The organism is Sphingomonas asaccharolytica NBRC 15499 (assembly GCF_001598355.1).
Taxonomy (GTDB): Bacteria; Pseudomonadota; Alphaproteobacteria; order Sphingomonadales; family Sphingomonadaceae; genus Sphingomonas; species Sphingomonas asaccharolytica.
This window is the reverse complement of sequence record NZ_BCYU01000006.1, coordinates 39,693-53,678: the sequence shown is the minus strand read 5'-3', so window position 1 is coordinate 53,678 and position 13,986 is coordinate 39,693. Positions and strand designations below refer to the sequence as shown.

At 65.7% G+C, this 13,986-nt stretch carries 9 protein-coding genes; 1 reads left to right on the top strand and 8 read right to left on the bottom strand.

The window, feature by feature from the left end; all coding sequences use genetic code 11:
• Window positions 1-17: 17 nt before the first annotated feature.
• The 5 genes from SAS01S_RS02705 to SAS01S_RS02685 form a co-directional block, all read right to left on the bottom strand.
• Complete coding sequence (locus tag SAS01S_RS02705) at window positions 18-1,046, bottom strand: cupin-like domain-containing protein (protein ID WP_066804418.1); 1,029 nt, start codon at window positions 1,044-1,046, stop codon at window positions 18-20.
• A complete protein-coding gene (locus SAS01S_RS02700) occupies window positions 1,039-2,520 on the bottom strand; it encodes a tryptophan 7-halogenase (protein ID WP_066804415.1) in 1,482 nt (493 codons plus the stop codon). Before SAS01S_RS02700 ends, SAS01S_RS02705 begins: the two co-directional genes overlap by 8 nt.
• A complete protein-coding gene (locus SAS01S_RS02695; protein WP_066804412.1) occupies window positions 2,517-4,085 on the bottom strand; it encodes a tryptophan halogenase family protein in 1,569 nt (522 codons plus the stop codon). The genes SAS01S_RS02700 and SAS01S_RS02695 overlap by 4 nt, the downstream gene beginning before the upstream one ends.
• A gap of 71 nt (window positions 4,086-4,156) precedes the next feature.
• Window positions 4,157-7,573 (bottom strand): TonB-dependent receptor, encoded by a 3,417-nt coding sequence (locus tag SAS01S_RS02690; RefSeq protein ID WP_066804409.1) that lies wholly within the window; start codon window positions 7,571-7,573, stop codon window positions 4,157-4,159.
• A 332-nt stretch (window positions 7,574-7,905) separates the two neighbouring features.
• A complete protein-coding gene (locus SAS01S_RS02685; RefSeq protein ID WP_066804406.1) occupies window positions 7,906-9,345 on the bottom strand; it encodes an MFS transporter in 1,440 nt (479 codons plus the stop codon).
• Between the two features lie 138 nt (window positions 9,346-9,483).
• On the opposite strand from SAS01S_RS02685, the gene SAS01S_RS02680 reads away from it, so the two are divergent.
• Window positions 9,484-10,500 carry a LacI family DNA-binding transcriptional regulator gene (locus SAS01S_RS02680; protein ID WP_066804403.1) on the top strand — a complete coding sequence of 339 codons (1,017 nt, stop codon included), beginning with the start codon at window positions 9,484-9,486 and terminating at the stop codon, window positions 10,498-10,500.
• Between the two features lie 149 nt (window positions 10,501-10,649).
• Here the strand turns inward: SAS01S_RS02680 and SAS01S_RS02675 are convergent, their stop codons facing one another.
• From SAS01S_RS02675 to SAS01S_RS02665, 3 genes are read right to left on the bottom strand one after another with little or no spacing between them, the layout of a single operon-like run.
• The gene (locus SAS01S_RS02675; protein WP_066804401.1) at window positions 10,650-12,158 is read right to left on the bottom strand and encodes a tryptophan halogenase family protein; all 1,509 of its coding nucleotides are present in this window, start codon (window positions 12,156-12,158) and stop codon (window positions 10,650-10,652) included.
• Window positions 12,155-13,204, bottom strand: a complete 1,050-nt coding sequence (locus SAS01S_RS02670) for a cupin-like domain-containing protein (protein WP_066804399.1) — start codon at window positions 13,202-13,204, stop codon at window positions 12,155-12,157. Before SAS01S_RS02670 ends, SAS01S_RS02675 begins: the two co-directional genes overlap by 4 nt.
• Window positions 13,197-13,910: a SapC family protein gene (locus SAS01S_RS02665; protein WP_066804397.1), complete on the bottom strand. Its 714-nt coding sequence runs from the start codon at window positions 13,908-13,910 to the stop codon at window positions 13,197-13,199. The genes SAS01S_RS02670 and SAS01S_RS02665 overlap by 8 nt, the downstream gene beginning before the upstream one ends.
• Window positions 13,911-13,986 lie beyond the last annotated feature (76 nt).

Here is a 13,986-nt window from a genome sequence, read left to right as displayed (position 1 = left end):
TCTTTCCTTGGGGAGAGTCAGGAGGATTTGAGCAAAGCGGTGCGAAGCTGCTGGCGCAGCGCCGCACGGGCGGATGGAGACATCGAGCCGAGCGGCCCGCGGAGCAGCGGCGGGAGGTGCGACGTGACATCGCCGCGCTCGCCGAAGACATAGGCGGCGATCATCTCGCGCCAGTAATCGCGCTCGCCCTGCGGCAGATCGCGGAACGCGAGCAGCGCGGTCAGGAAGGCGTCATTGGGCTCGTCGCTGCCGCCCCACCAGTAATTGACCATCGCATTGTAGGGATCGAGCGAGGTGACGTGGTGCCACCAATAGCGCGGCATGAAGAGCGCCTCGCCCGGCTCGAGAAAGGCGACGCGCGCGGCGGCGATCGCGTCGGCGTAACGCGGGAAGCGCGCGACATCGGGCGCTTCGGGATCGACCAGCGACAAGGGCGGGGGATTGTCGGGCGGGCCGATATACAGGTTGCTCACCTGATCGGGCGGGAACAGCACGAAGCGCCGCCGCCCGGCGATCACGCAGGCGAGGTTGTGGTCGCGATCGTTGTGCGTGCGCGTGTGCACCGCGCCGCCCAGCCACAGCCGCGGGCCGATCCCGGGGAGCAGCGGCATCGGGTTGTGCTCGACAAAATCGGGCATCACCTGGTCGAGCCGCAGCATCTGGATCGCCAGCGTCGGCGCACTGGGCTGGCCGATCAGGCTCTCGATGCGATCTAGTGTGGCACCGAGCGGCGCCTGACGCTTGGTGAAGGTGAATTCGCGCAGATCGGGGCCGTAGGCGAATTGCCCCTTGTGTCGCGCGGGCGCTTCCATGACGGGCACCGGCACGCCGCGATCGAGGCGACGGAAATAGGCGCCGAGCGTCGCTGGTCCCTGCATACCAGCCGCCAGCGCGGGCCAGGTGTCGAACAGCCGTTGGACGATCACCGGTTCGCCCGCGGCGACGATCGCGGCGAAGTCCTCCGCACCGGTCACGCCGCGTTTCTCGACGCGCGGTAGGCTGTCGAGCGCGGCGGGATCGCGCGCCAGGCGGACGAGCTCAACCATTGGCCGTCCCCAGCGCCTGAGCATGCGTCGGCTGGCGCAGCACCGCGTCCCTGACGAAGCCGAGCATCGTGCGGAACTGCGCCTTGACGGTGTCGGGCGATGTCGCGTCGATCCGCGGCGGATAGCTTTCGGGCGTGACGCCCAGACCGATCAGCAGCGCCCGCCAATTGTCGGTCGGGATGCTGTCGTCCTCCATCGGCGGCACCTCACCGCGCGCGCGGAAGGTCGCGACGATATGCGCGAGTTCGGGCGGTTGTGGCGCCGCGCGCCCGCTGTCCCAGAACAGCCCGGGATAGGGCGCGAGCACGTAGAAAGCGGCCTGATAGTCGCGCAGCCGCTCGAACGACGATCGCATCAGGCGGTTATATTCGTCGCGGCTCGGGGCGACGTCCTGCCCGGTCGGGAAATAGGTCAGTAAGGTGATCAACCCGAGCTGGACCGCAATGAGGTCGAGATTGTGGATCGGGTCGAGCGCGCAGGCCGCAGAGCCGATCGCGACGCAATTATGCGCCCAGGCCTGCTCGCGTCGCCCGGGATCGGACGGCCGCAGGACCGCATCGCCGAGCGCCAGCCCGGCCGCGGCACCGAGCCGGGCCAGCGCGTCCTCGGGTTCGGTCAGCGCGCTCGAAAAGGCGTGGATCACATGGGTCGCTGTCTGGGTCGGGTAAAGCGTTGCCCAGCCGGGCTGCCAGGCGCGCAGCTCGGCATAGGTCGGGATCGGCGCGAAGGGTTGCGCGCGGGCCGCGAACACGCGGTCGGCCGGAAAATGCGCACGCCAGCTTTGCTGGTCGATCCCGAGCGTCTTGCCGATCAGCGCGGCATCGCTGCCGGTCACATCGACGAACAGCTCGCCCGCAATGCGCTCGCCATCGGCGACCAGTGCCGCGATGTCGCCGTCGTCGCCGCGCTCGATCGCGATATGGTTGGCGGTGCGCATCGCCACGCCGATCCGCGATGCCACATTCTTCAGCCCGGCGGCATAAGCGATGGCGGGCAGGTGATAGCCGTAATCGGCGCGGCCATAGGCTTCGCTCGCTTCGTCGGGGATCATCACCCGGCCCTGGCGCGCGGCGGCGGCAGTCAGCGAGAATTGCTCGAGCGCGACGTCGAGCCCAAGTTCGCGTGCCTTCGCCCAATAAGGGAAGAAGTCGTTGCCCTCGATCGGCGTGCCATAGGCGCCATAAGCGTTGAGGAAGTGGCCGTGGCCGCCGAGCATGTCGCGGATATTCTGCCCGAGCGAAAAGGCGCCGCCGCTCGCGCGGAGCAGGCCGGCTTCGTCCAGCCGGAGTCGCGTGTGGAGTGCCTCGATCCCGGGCAGCGTCGCATAGACGTCGCTGACATGGAGCAGGCTCGGCAGCTCGATCACGGTAACCGCGACGCCGGCCGGCTTGAGCGCGGCCTGGAGCACGCTGGCCGCGAGCCACAAAGGCGCGTCGCGGCCGAGCAGGACGAAGTTCTGGACGCGCGCGCTCATGCCGCCGGCTCCAGCGCGGGAGCGGGGCAATAGGATCGGATGAAGTCGCCATGCCCAGTCATGTCGGCCGCATTGACCTCGATCCGGTATTTAAGATCGGCGAGCCTGGCCGCGAGATCGTCGAGCGGGACCGCCTCGGCCAGCGGGTTCCAGGCGGCGGGCAGCACGCCCTGGCCGACCAGCACCGCGAGCCAGCTATCGCGCGAGAACAGGCCGTAGCGGTAATCGGGTGCGGCGGCGGACGCGCGGAACAAGGCGATCTTGTGAGCCAGGCTCTCGGGCAGTTCCATGTTGCGGACATGGTCCCATAACGGCTGCCCGTGCCGTCGGTTGGCGGTGTAGTGGAGCACCAGGAAGTCGCGGGTGCGATCGTAATGCACCTCGAAGAGCCGGTTATATTCGGCCGCCAGCCGCGGATCGATTCCGCTGCGCCGTGTCGGCATCAGCCCGATCAGGTCCATCACCGCGGCCTGGATCAGGAAGATCGAGGTGGATTCCAGCGGCTCGAGAAAACCGCTGGCGAGCCCGACCGCGACGCAATTGCCCGCCCAGGCGGCGGCGCGGCGTCCGGCCTGGAACCGCAGCAGCCGCGGCTCGCCGAGCGGCGGCGCGTCGAGCGCCCCCAATAGCACATCGCGCGCGCGCTCCTCGTCGGTGAAGCGGCTGGAAAAGACATAGCCGTTGCCGGTGCGGTGCTGCAGCCCGATCCGCCACGTCCAACCCGCTTCCTGCGCGGTCAGCCGGGTGAAGGGGAGCAACGGCTCGGCACGCATATTGGGAACGGCGAGCGCGCGGTCGCACGGCAGCCAATGGCCCCAGTCCTGCCAGCCGACGTCCATCGTCCCGCCGACCAGCAGCGAGCGGAATCCCGAACAGTCGATGAACAGGTCGCCGGCGATCGTCGTGCCCGAGGCGAGCGTCAACGACGCGACATGGCCGCTGGCGGCGTCGCGCGCGACGTCGACCACCTTGCCCTCGATGCGCGTGACGCCGAGCGGCATAGCCCAGCGGCGCAGGAATTGCGCGTAGAGCCCGGCGTCGAAATGATAAGCGTAAGCGTAGGTCGCGCGGATCGACTTGGGGTCTTCGTTGGGAAATTCGAACGCATTGTTGCGGCACGCGGCGATCGCGAACGAATAATCGTGCAGCTCGGACGCGCGGCCGGCGGCGTATGCGCGAGCCCAGTGATGCTGGAAATCGACCCCCGCCCAAGGCTCGCCGAACGTGCCGAAGGGATGGACGTAGCGCTCTCCGGGTTGATCCCAGCCGACGAACTCGATGCCGACCTTGAAGGCGGCCTGGGTCTCGCGCATGAATTGCGCCTCGTCGATCGCCAGCGTGTCGTTGAATACCTTGATATGCGGCAGCGTCGCTTCGCCGACGCCGACCGTGCCGATCTCATCCGATTCGATCAGCGTGATCGCATAGTCTTGCGCGGGCAGCAGCTTGACCAGCGCCGACGCCGCCATCCAGCCGGCGGTGCCGCCGCCGACGATGACGACCTTGAGCGGATCGGATGTCGACGATTCTGGCTTCAGCGAGTCTGGTCCTGGTGCCGGCGCCATGATGCTTTTCCCTCACAAAGATTGGGCGCCGCCGTTCCTGGGAAGGTGGCGGCGGCGCCCAGTGGAGGAAATCAGAACTTGAACCGGCCGCCAACCGAGAAGCGGCGGTCGACCACGCCCCAATTGGCATCCATGAACACCGGCTTGGCGCCCGGCGTCGCCTTGGAGTCGCCGAACACCTGTTGCTGATAGACGGTCCGCGTATTGAGCAGGTTCGAGCCTTCGACCAGGAACTCGAAATTCTTGACCACCGATATGCGCAACGATCCGTCAAGGAACCCGGCGGCCTTCTGGAACACCGGCAGGCCGACGCAGCAGTCGAGGTTGTTGGTCAGGAAGCGCGACCGCCAATTGTAGGCGACGCGCAGCGCGACCGGGCCCTTTTCGTACAGGCCGACCAGGTTGAACGAATGTTTCGAAATCCCCGCCAGCATGTGCGAGTCGATCACCGCGCCGCGCCCGCCGCTGACGTCGAGCCCCGCGCCCTGGCCGCCGGTACCACCGGCATCGAGCGCGCCGACCGCGATCAGGTTCGAATTGCTGATCCCCGATTGTTCGACGAAAGTGTAATTGGCCTGGATGCCGAGACCCGAGAGCAGCCCGGGCAGGAAGTCGAAGAAGGTCTGGTAACCGACCTCGAACCCCTTTAGCTCGCCGCCGTCCTTCTGGTTGCGCGGGCCGCGCAGCAGCACCGTCTGGGTCGAGCCGTTGTTGGTGAACGGACGCTCGAACTGACCGTAGGAGATCGCGTTGTGCAGCTTCTTGTAGAACAGATCGACCGTGAACGACGATGACTTACCCATATAGCGTTCGAAGGTGAGATCGAACTGGTCGGCGGTCATCGGCCGCAATCCGGCATAACCGGACTCCGCGTTGAACACGAAGTTGTACCCCGTCACATTCTCTTTCACGTGCGCCGCGGTCGGTGAGTTGTAGACGATATACGGCGAGTCCGGGCCGGTATTGATGATCGGCGAATTGATCGACACGAAGTTGCGCAACAGGCCGAAATCGGGCCGCGACAGGCCGCGCGAATAGCCGAAGCGGATGTACGTCTTGGAGTCTAGCCCAAACCGGATGTTAAAGCTCGGCAGCACATTGGTATAGGACGCCTTGAGCGTGTTGGGTGAGCCGCCGCCGCTGGCGAACGCCAGGACTTGCGGCGTCAGATAGCAGCGCGGCTGCACGATCGCGGTGCCCGACAAGGGCGTCGCGCAGGACGGCAGCAGGTTGAGCGCAGTATTGGCCGGATAAGCGACCGCGCCGTCGCTGGTAACTTCGGTACGGATCACGCGGACGCCGACATTGCCCTGGATGCGCACGCCGCCGCCGAAGATCGGCTGATCGCCGCCGAAATTGAGCATGGCATAAGCGGCCTTGGTCCGTTCGGACGTCCTGGTCACCTCCGATGGGGTGAAGCAATTGTCGACCGTCGCCTCGGGCCGGTCGCAGATCGCGGTATAGCCCGGCGCGATCGGCGAATTGGTGGCGGCGCCGCTCAACGATTGCAGCAGCTTGGGGAAGTTCTGCAGCGTGTCGCGATTCAGATAGACCAGCGGGCCGTTATTATAGGCGCTGCCATTGTAGAAATCGCTGCCCAGGCTGGTCGATTCCCAAATCCCGGCGCCATAGCCCTTGAAGTTGGAATTGCACGCAGCGGCCGGGTTGGGCGTCGTATTGTCGGCGTTGAAGCCCGCGCCGTTGCAATTCCAGCTCGCCGCGATCGGGGTCCAGTTGAAGGTCGAATAGCGCACTGTCTGGTTACGATCGGCATAGCGCACGCCGACCTTGAGCGAATCGAGCCAGCCGCCCTTGTCGAAATCGTATTGCAGGTCGCCCTTGAATGCCCATTCGTCGGCGTCATTGTCCTCGACATGGCCCTGGATGAACGGGATCCAGTAATTGTGCGGATTGGCCAAGCCGCCAGCGGCGTAATTGACGTTTGATCCCGGTAGCAGCTTGACTTGCGGCGCATTGCCGTCCGTCAGGCTGTACTGATAATTGGCCATCGATCCAACCGCGACCAGGATGTCGTTATTGCTGGTCGACGCGGTGACGCGCTGGCCGTCGAGCGTCAGCTTCAGATTGTCGGTAATCTTCCAGTCGATATTGGCGGAGAAGTCCTTGGTGCCTTCGCTATGATCGAAATTGCGCGCCTCGTTCTGGAAATAGAGCCCGTCGCGAAGCGTGGTGCAATGACCGGTGCCGCAATTGTTGACGAACGGCATGCCGGGCACCGCCGAGCCTGTATTGATCGCATCCTGATCGCTGGCGCTCCAGCTTCCGTTCCAACTGCCATGACCCTGAGTCAGCACGCCCGATTGCAGCATGCCGTTCGACCCGAAAACCAGCGCTCCGCTCCCGTCGGCTGCGCCCAGGATGGTCGAGCTACGCGGGTTGAACGCCGGCGTGCCATAAGCATTGCCATCGAGGATCGCGTGCGAGGCGCGCTCCAGCCAGGCGTTGTGATATTTTGAATCCGTGTACTGGACGGTCAGCAGGAAGCGTTCGGACTTGTCCTGGAACTGGCCGGCGAGCGCGATGCCGCGCCGCGTGCGGTCGTAATCGACCTGCGAATAGCGGATGCCGTCAGGCGCATAGGCCCAGCCGGTGCCGCCGAACGGATTGGCGGTACAGCCGATCAGGCCGTTCGAGCCGACATTGGCAGTGCCGTCGGGCTTGAGCGCGCCTGCCGAGCAATAGGTATCGATCTTGTCGAAGATCACGCTTTCGGTCCGCGTGATGACATGGCTGCGCGCGAAGTCGGCCATGAAGCCGAACTTGCCGATCTCGGTGTCGAACGTATCGCTGATCAGCGCCGAGAATTCGCCGGTCCACTTCTTCGAGCGGTCGCCATAATCGGCCTTGGCGTTGCCGGTGACGACCAGCCCGTTCTGGTCGAACGGCAAGCGCGTGCGCAGGTCGACGGTGCCGGCGATGCCGCCCTCGATCATGTCGGCGGTCAAATTCTTGTAGACGTCGACGCGCGACATCAACTCGGGCGAGATGTCGTTGAAGTTGAGCCCGCGCTGGGCGTCGGCGGAGAAGCTGTCGCGGCCGTTGAACTCGGTGCGGACCTGGGTCAGGCCACGGACCAGCACGCCGGCGGCTTCGCCCGACGGGTGGGTCGAATCGTCGGTCGACTGCAGCCGCGACACGGTGATGCCGGGAACGCGTGAGAGCGCGCCCGACACCGAGGTGTCGGGGAAGGCGCCGATATCGGTCGCGCTGATCGAATCGACGATCGTCGCGGCGTTGCGCTTGGTCTCGGCCGCGTCGCCGAGCGCGCGGCGCACGCCGACGATCAGGATGTCGTTATCCTCGGCAGCCGATGAGCCGGTGTCCGCTTGCGGCGCCGCGGTCGGGCTGGCGGCTGCTTCCGGCGCGGTCTGCGCTTGTGCGCCGGTCGCGGCGAACATCGCCAGCGTCATCAGCGAGGTGCCGCTCCACAGAAGGCCGCGGCCACGGCTCGAACCCAGTTGCTTCATCGATCACTCCCCTATGCACGCCTCTCATGCGGAGGCTTTATCCCGTTGCTCGCGCGTCCAGGCTGCATGCCCGGCGCGCGGCGCGAATCACCGTTTGTGGAATCCCTGCGGCGCGTCGTCGCGTGCCATCTGCCCCTTCATCCCTCCTATGCGGCCCGGCTTTTCGCGGTGCGCGCGACTCCATCGATTGCAACCCAATGCAACGATTTGCGCTTTGTTGCGTAAATTTCCGTACCGCGCAAGCGCTGTTTTCGTGCCGATCTACTAGCGAATCGCAAAATTTCAGGGATTGTTGCGCAAATTCCTCAATGCAAAATTTGCATAAGGCGTTTTCACAAATCGGGGATGAAGAGCGCGGCCAGCGCGGCGGCCGTCATCGCCGCCGCGGCAAGTCCGAGCGCGAGGATCGCCTGGTTTCCGAGCCAGTGATGAACGACCGCACCGAGCAAAGTCGCGGCAACTAGCTGGGGCAGCACCAGGAACATGTTGTGGATGCCCATATAGACGCCCATTTTCCGCGGCGGCACCGCGCTGGCGAGCATCGCATAGGGCAGCGACAGGATCGCCGCCCAAGCGCAGCCGATGCCGATTGTCGGCACCCACAGCCAGTAGGGATCGTCGATCAGCACGAACCCGGCCAGCCCAAGCGCGCCGAGCGCGAGGCTCGCCGCATAGAGGTTGCGCCGTCCGATCCGCCCGGCGATCCAGGGCAACGCCAGCGCCGCGATCGCTGCCACGCCGTTATAGCCGGCGAACAATACGCCCACCCAGTCGGCACCGGCATTATACGCCGCCGAGCTGGCGTCGGCGGTGTGATAATGGTGCGCCGCCACCGCGGGGACGGTGTAGATCCACATTGCGAACAAGGAAGTCCAGGTGAAGAACTGGACCAGCGCCAGGTGCCGCAGCAAGCGCGGCATGTGCAATATGTCCTCAACGATCTCGAACACGCCGAGCGATTGCCGGCCGCCGCGCCGCATCGCCACCGCGGCGAGTTGCGCGAGGCCGAATACGAAGGCGATCGCGGCGAGCACGTAGATTTCGCGCTCCAGCGCTTCGGCATAAGCGAAGCCGGCGATGGCGATCCCGCCCAGTATCCACAAGGCGCCGCTGCGCGCGAGCGTCGCCGCGCCGGTCGTGCTCGGTACCGCATGGTTGACCAGATCGGGGGCGTCCGCCGCGAGGCTCTCGGGTGGGCGCTCGGTGGTGGTCAGCACCGTCCAGGCGACCGCCGCCAGCAACCCGACCGCGCCGATATAGAAGGTCAGCCGGACCGAGGCCGGCAGCAGGCCAGGCGGGGCCGTCGCGGCGACGCCGAACCAATGCGTCAGGATCCAGGGCAAGGCCGAGGCGAATACCGCGCCGGCGCCGATGAAGAAGACCTGGACCGCGAAGCCTTCGGTCCGCTGTTCTTCGGGCAGGGCATCGGCGACCAGCGCGCGGAACGGCTCGGCAGCGATGTTGATCGAAGCAGTGAGCAGCCACAGGGCAAGGCTGGCGGTCCAGATGCTAGCGGCGTTAGGCATCGCGACCAGCGCGATCGCGGTCAGAATCGAGCCCGCCAGCAGAAACGGCCGCCGCCGCCCGAGCGGTCCCCAGGTGCGATCGCTCCAATGGCCGATCAGCGGCTGGACGAGCAGTCCCGTGATCGGCGCCGCGATCCACAGGATCGGCAATTGGTCGAGCTGGGCGCCTAATGTCTGAAAGATCCGGCTGGTGCTGCCGTTCTGCAATCCCCACACGATCTGCACCCCGAACAGGCCGCAGCACATGTTCCAGATCTGGCCGATCGTCAGGCGCGGCCGTGGTGTCGGTAGCGGTCGTGAAATGCCAGCGCTCCCCTCGCTCGCTTGCAAAACCTGCCCTTCGCTCCTTAAGTCGGCGCCGGTTACCGGGTCAGCTTGAGCGTAATGGGCACCAACAGCAACAACAATACGACGCTGCAAGACCTCGCCAAACTGGCGGGCGTCTCGGTGTCGACGGTGTCGCGCGCGCTCAACGACGAGCCGGTGATCAGCGCCAAGACCAAGCAGCGTATCTGGGCATTGGCGCGCGAGCACGATTATCCGTTCCGCCATTACATGCCCGCCGCCCCGATCGGCGCGGAGGGCTCGATCGCGATCGTCACCCCGCACATGCGCGGTCGGCCGGTGCCGCTGACTCACCCGTTCTTCCTCGAACTGATCGCGCAGATCGGCGAGGCGGCGCGCGCGCGGTCATGCGACTTCATGGTCAGCCACACCTCGCCGGAAAATTACGACGACCTCGTCCATGCCGTCACCACCAGCCGCGCCAGCGGCGTGATCTTCCTGGGCCAGGGCATGCTCCACGACCAGCTCAACCAACTGGCGACCTCGACCAACGGACATTTCGTGGTGTGGGGAGCGCATATGCCGGGACAGAAATATTGCTCGGTCGGCTCGGACAATATGCTCGGCGGGCGGCGCGCGACCTTGCACCTGGCCCGCATGGGGCGGCGCAACATCATGTTCCTCGGCGGCAGCGATCCCGAGGCGTTGCAGCGCCGCCGCGGCTATATGGAAGGCGTACGGGAAAGCGGGATCGAGGCCGATCCCAAATTGGTCGTGGCGGTGGAGTTCGAACTCGAGGCGGCCGAGGCGGCGGTGGCGCGGCTGATCCATCGCGGCGTAGTGTTCGACGGCGTCGTCGCCACCAGCGACTTGATCGCCCTGGGCGCGATCCGTGCGATCAAGCGGGCCGGTCGCTCGGTGCCGGGAGACGTGTCGGTAGTCGGCTATGACGACATGCTGCTCAGCCGGCTGAGCACGCCGACCCTGAGTACGATCCGCCAGGATACCGCCGAGGCGGGACGGCTATTGGTATCACGCGTGCTCGATTTCTCGCCGGATCATTTACCCGTTCACCTGCCGACCGACTTGATCGTCCGCGAGTCTTGCGGTGGGTGACGGCCTTGGGGGGAGCGCCTCGCAACACCAAGCACGCGCTAAAAGGTCGGTCCCAAAGCAGATCAAATCGGGTCAAGACCCGAGGACCTTTTTTGGTTTCCAGGAAGCGCGGCGAGTCCTTTAGGCGCACCACTCTCCCCTTCAGCCTCTCAGCGCGCCGCAACCGCCGGCTCAGGCGCGACGTAGCGCTCGAGGAATCGGGCCAGGGTCGGCAGCTGCGGCAGCCGGGCCTTGATCCCCGCGTCGAGCCCGTCCAGGGCCTGGCGAAGATTGGCATCGGGCAGCTGGCTCGGCAGCAAATGCCAGGCATCGGGCATCAGGCCCTGCCCCATCATTACCTGGCACCAGGAATCGATGCGGAAAATCTCGTCCTGGTCCTGATGCGCCATCGCCTGTTCCCGGAACAATTCGAGGCGGGCGGCCAAGGTATCGGGCAATCCCATCTGCGCCATGCGTTGCCAGAACGGCTCGTCGCGGTGGTTCAATGCATAATGCAGGATCACGAAGTCGCGCACATGCGTCCATTCGGCCTCTGACCGTGTGTTGAAGCGCGCGGCCAGCGCGTCATAGTCGCGCGTGAACGGGAAGGACTGGATGAAGCGCGTGATCGCGATCATCACCAGATGGATGCTGGTCGATTCGAGCGGCTCGATGAACCCGCCGGCAAGGCCGAGCGCCAGGCAGTTGCGATGCCATGCCCGGCGGCGCATGCCCGCGGTGAAGCGGAGCAGCCGCGGCTCGAACAACGGCTCGCCGTCGAGCGCGGCCAGCAGCGCCTCGCGCGCGGTGTCGTTGTCCATATGCTCGCTGGAGAAGACCAAGCCATTGCCGACCCGGTGCTGCAGCGGAATACGCCAGCGCCACCCGGCGTCGTGCGCGATGGCGCGGGTATAGGGCACGGGCTCGCCGGCGCTCTCGGTCTGGACCGCGAACGCGCTGTCGGTCGCGAGCCAGGGACTCCAATCCTCGAACCCGGCCTTGAGCGTCTGCTCGATCAGGAGCGCGCGAAAGCCGGTGCAGTCGATGAAGAAATCGCCGTCGATCCGCTCGCCCGATGCCAGAACCAACGCGCGAATGTCGCCGCTTTCCGGGTCCTGCGACACCTCCGCGATGCGGCCTTCGACGCGCTTTACGCCGTCGGCCTCGGCGATACCGCGCAGGAACCGCGCATAAGCGGTGGCGTCGAGATGATAGGCATAAGCGAGGCCAAGCTCGGGATCAGTGGAGAAACGGTTTTCCGCCGCCGCGCGCAGCTCGAGCGAATAATCGCCGTAAGGACGCCCGAACCCGCGCTTCCGCGCCTCCAGCCAGAAATGCTGGAAATCGGCGACGAACACGGATCGCCCGACCGAGCCGAAAGAGTGGAAATAGCGGTCGCCCGGCCGGTCCCAATCCTCGAAGCCGATGCCCAGTTTGAAGCTGGCATTGGTCGCGCGGACGAACGCGTCCTCGTCGATGCCGATGAACGGATGGAAGGTGCGGATCGTCGGGATGGTCGACTCGCCGACGCCGACCGTGCCGATCTCGTCGGATTCGACCAGCACCACCTCGATCATCGGGCTGAGATGCTTGGCGAGCGTGGTCGCGGCCACCCAACCCGCAGTGCCGCCCCCCGCCACCACGACGCGTCGGATCCGATCGGGAGTTGCTTCGGTCATCGATTGAGCTGCCTTTGGATCAAGGCGCGCAACTGCCGCGCCGCCATGGGGTCGAGGGACGCGAGCGGCCCGCGGGCCGGCGCCGGCAAATGCGCCGCCGGGCGCTCGGCCGGGCCGAAGATGTAATAGTCGAACATCGCGCGCCACGCCTCTTTCTCATGCCCCGGGCGATCGCGTAGGGAGAGCATGGCGTGGAGCAATGTCGTCATCGGCGTGTCGAGGAAATCGGGCGCCGCGTTCCACCAAAAATTGACCAGCACATTGAAGTCGTCGAGCGCCTCGACCTGATGCCACCACAAGGCCGGATAGACGAAGACGTCGCCGGGCTCGAGCTCGGCGATCTCGCCGGCCGCCGCCGCCTTTGGGAAATCGGGAAAACGATCGAGATCGGGCGCGGCGAAATCGACCATTGTGACCACTTGCCCGCCCGGCGTCGGTGCCAGGGGTCCGGGATAGAGATTGGCCACCTGCTCCGGCGGGAACAAAGTGAAGCGGCGGTGCCCGACCGCGCAGCATGCGGCATTGTTCGACATGTCGAAATGCGCGGCCGCGATCGTCCGATTGCCGAGCCAGATGCTGGCGAGCGGCGGATGCTTGGCGAACAGATCGTCCGCCGGCGTCAGTTCGTTCTCCGTGCGAAAGCCGGGGAAGAAAGTGTCGAGATCGGTCGAACCGATATAGAAAGCGGGCGCATCGGGCTTGCCGCGTTGTTCGAAAATGCGCGCGATAAAGGCGTCGAATGCGACACGTTCGCCACGGAAGTTCATCGCGGTCGCTTCTACGTTATAATGGAAGCGGCCGCCGGTTGCGGGATCGGCGGTATAGCCGACCACCGGCTGTCCGCTGTGGAACCGCATCAGATAGTCTACCGCGCGTTCCGGCGACTCCAGTCCTGCCTGGACCAGTGGCCAGTCGCGCGCGGCGCCCTTCAGGATGGTCGGCACCCCTTCGGCAACGATCGCGGCGAGGTCCGGAGCGGCAATGTTTCCGTCCAACTCGCGGGTTCGCCGGGTGACGGCGATCCGGACGGGCGCGGCATCAGCCATCACGGCGCCGCTTGCGCTCGACCAAGGCCGTGATGTTGCCGAGCGAGGATGCCGCCCAGACCGCCGGCCGCAGGAAATCGTCGCGATGCAGCGCGGCAAGCTCGGCACCATCGAGCGCGGCAAGGCGGTCCTGCGCGATCGTATAGCCATCGGGCACGGTGAAGCGGCGTCCGTCCTCAGTCTCTATCCGCAACTCGACCGGTTGGATCAACCCATGCGCTTCGAACGCGGCGAACATGGCGGGCGCGACTTGCGATCCGACATAGACGCGCTGCAAGGCGGCCGAAACGTGATCGAGCAACGGCGCATTGCCGCCATGGTCGAGGAAGATCGCGGCGCCCTCACCGCCCTGGCGCACGCGCGGATGCGACGGGTCGATATGGATCATCGGTTCGCCGGCGACGCCGTCCGGCGGCACCCCGATCGAGAAGGGGCCGCGGCTCATCAGCGCGGGGATATAGCGCGCGTCCCAACGTGTGCCGTCGAGATAGAGATTCTCATCGGCGTCGAACCCGAGCAGGACGGTCGCGCGATAGGCGCCGGCGGGATCGCGCCGGAACAGGATCGCATATTCGCGCTGCAATTCTTCGAATTCGGTGGCGAACACCATCGTCTGGTTGACGGCATCGCCATAAGCGGCGCCACGGTCGAGCACGACCCGCAGATCGGCATGGTCGACATTGTTGAGAAGGACGGGATTCGCCATCGTTACCAGTTCTTAGACGAAGAAGGCCGCTTGTGCAGCGCGTAAAAGCGCAAAGGCCTACGTGATCGACGAAAAG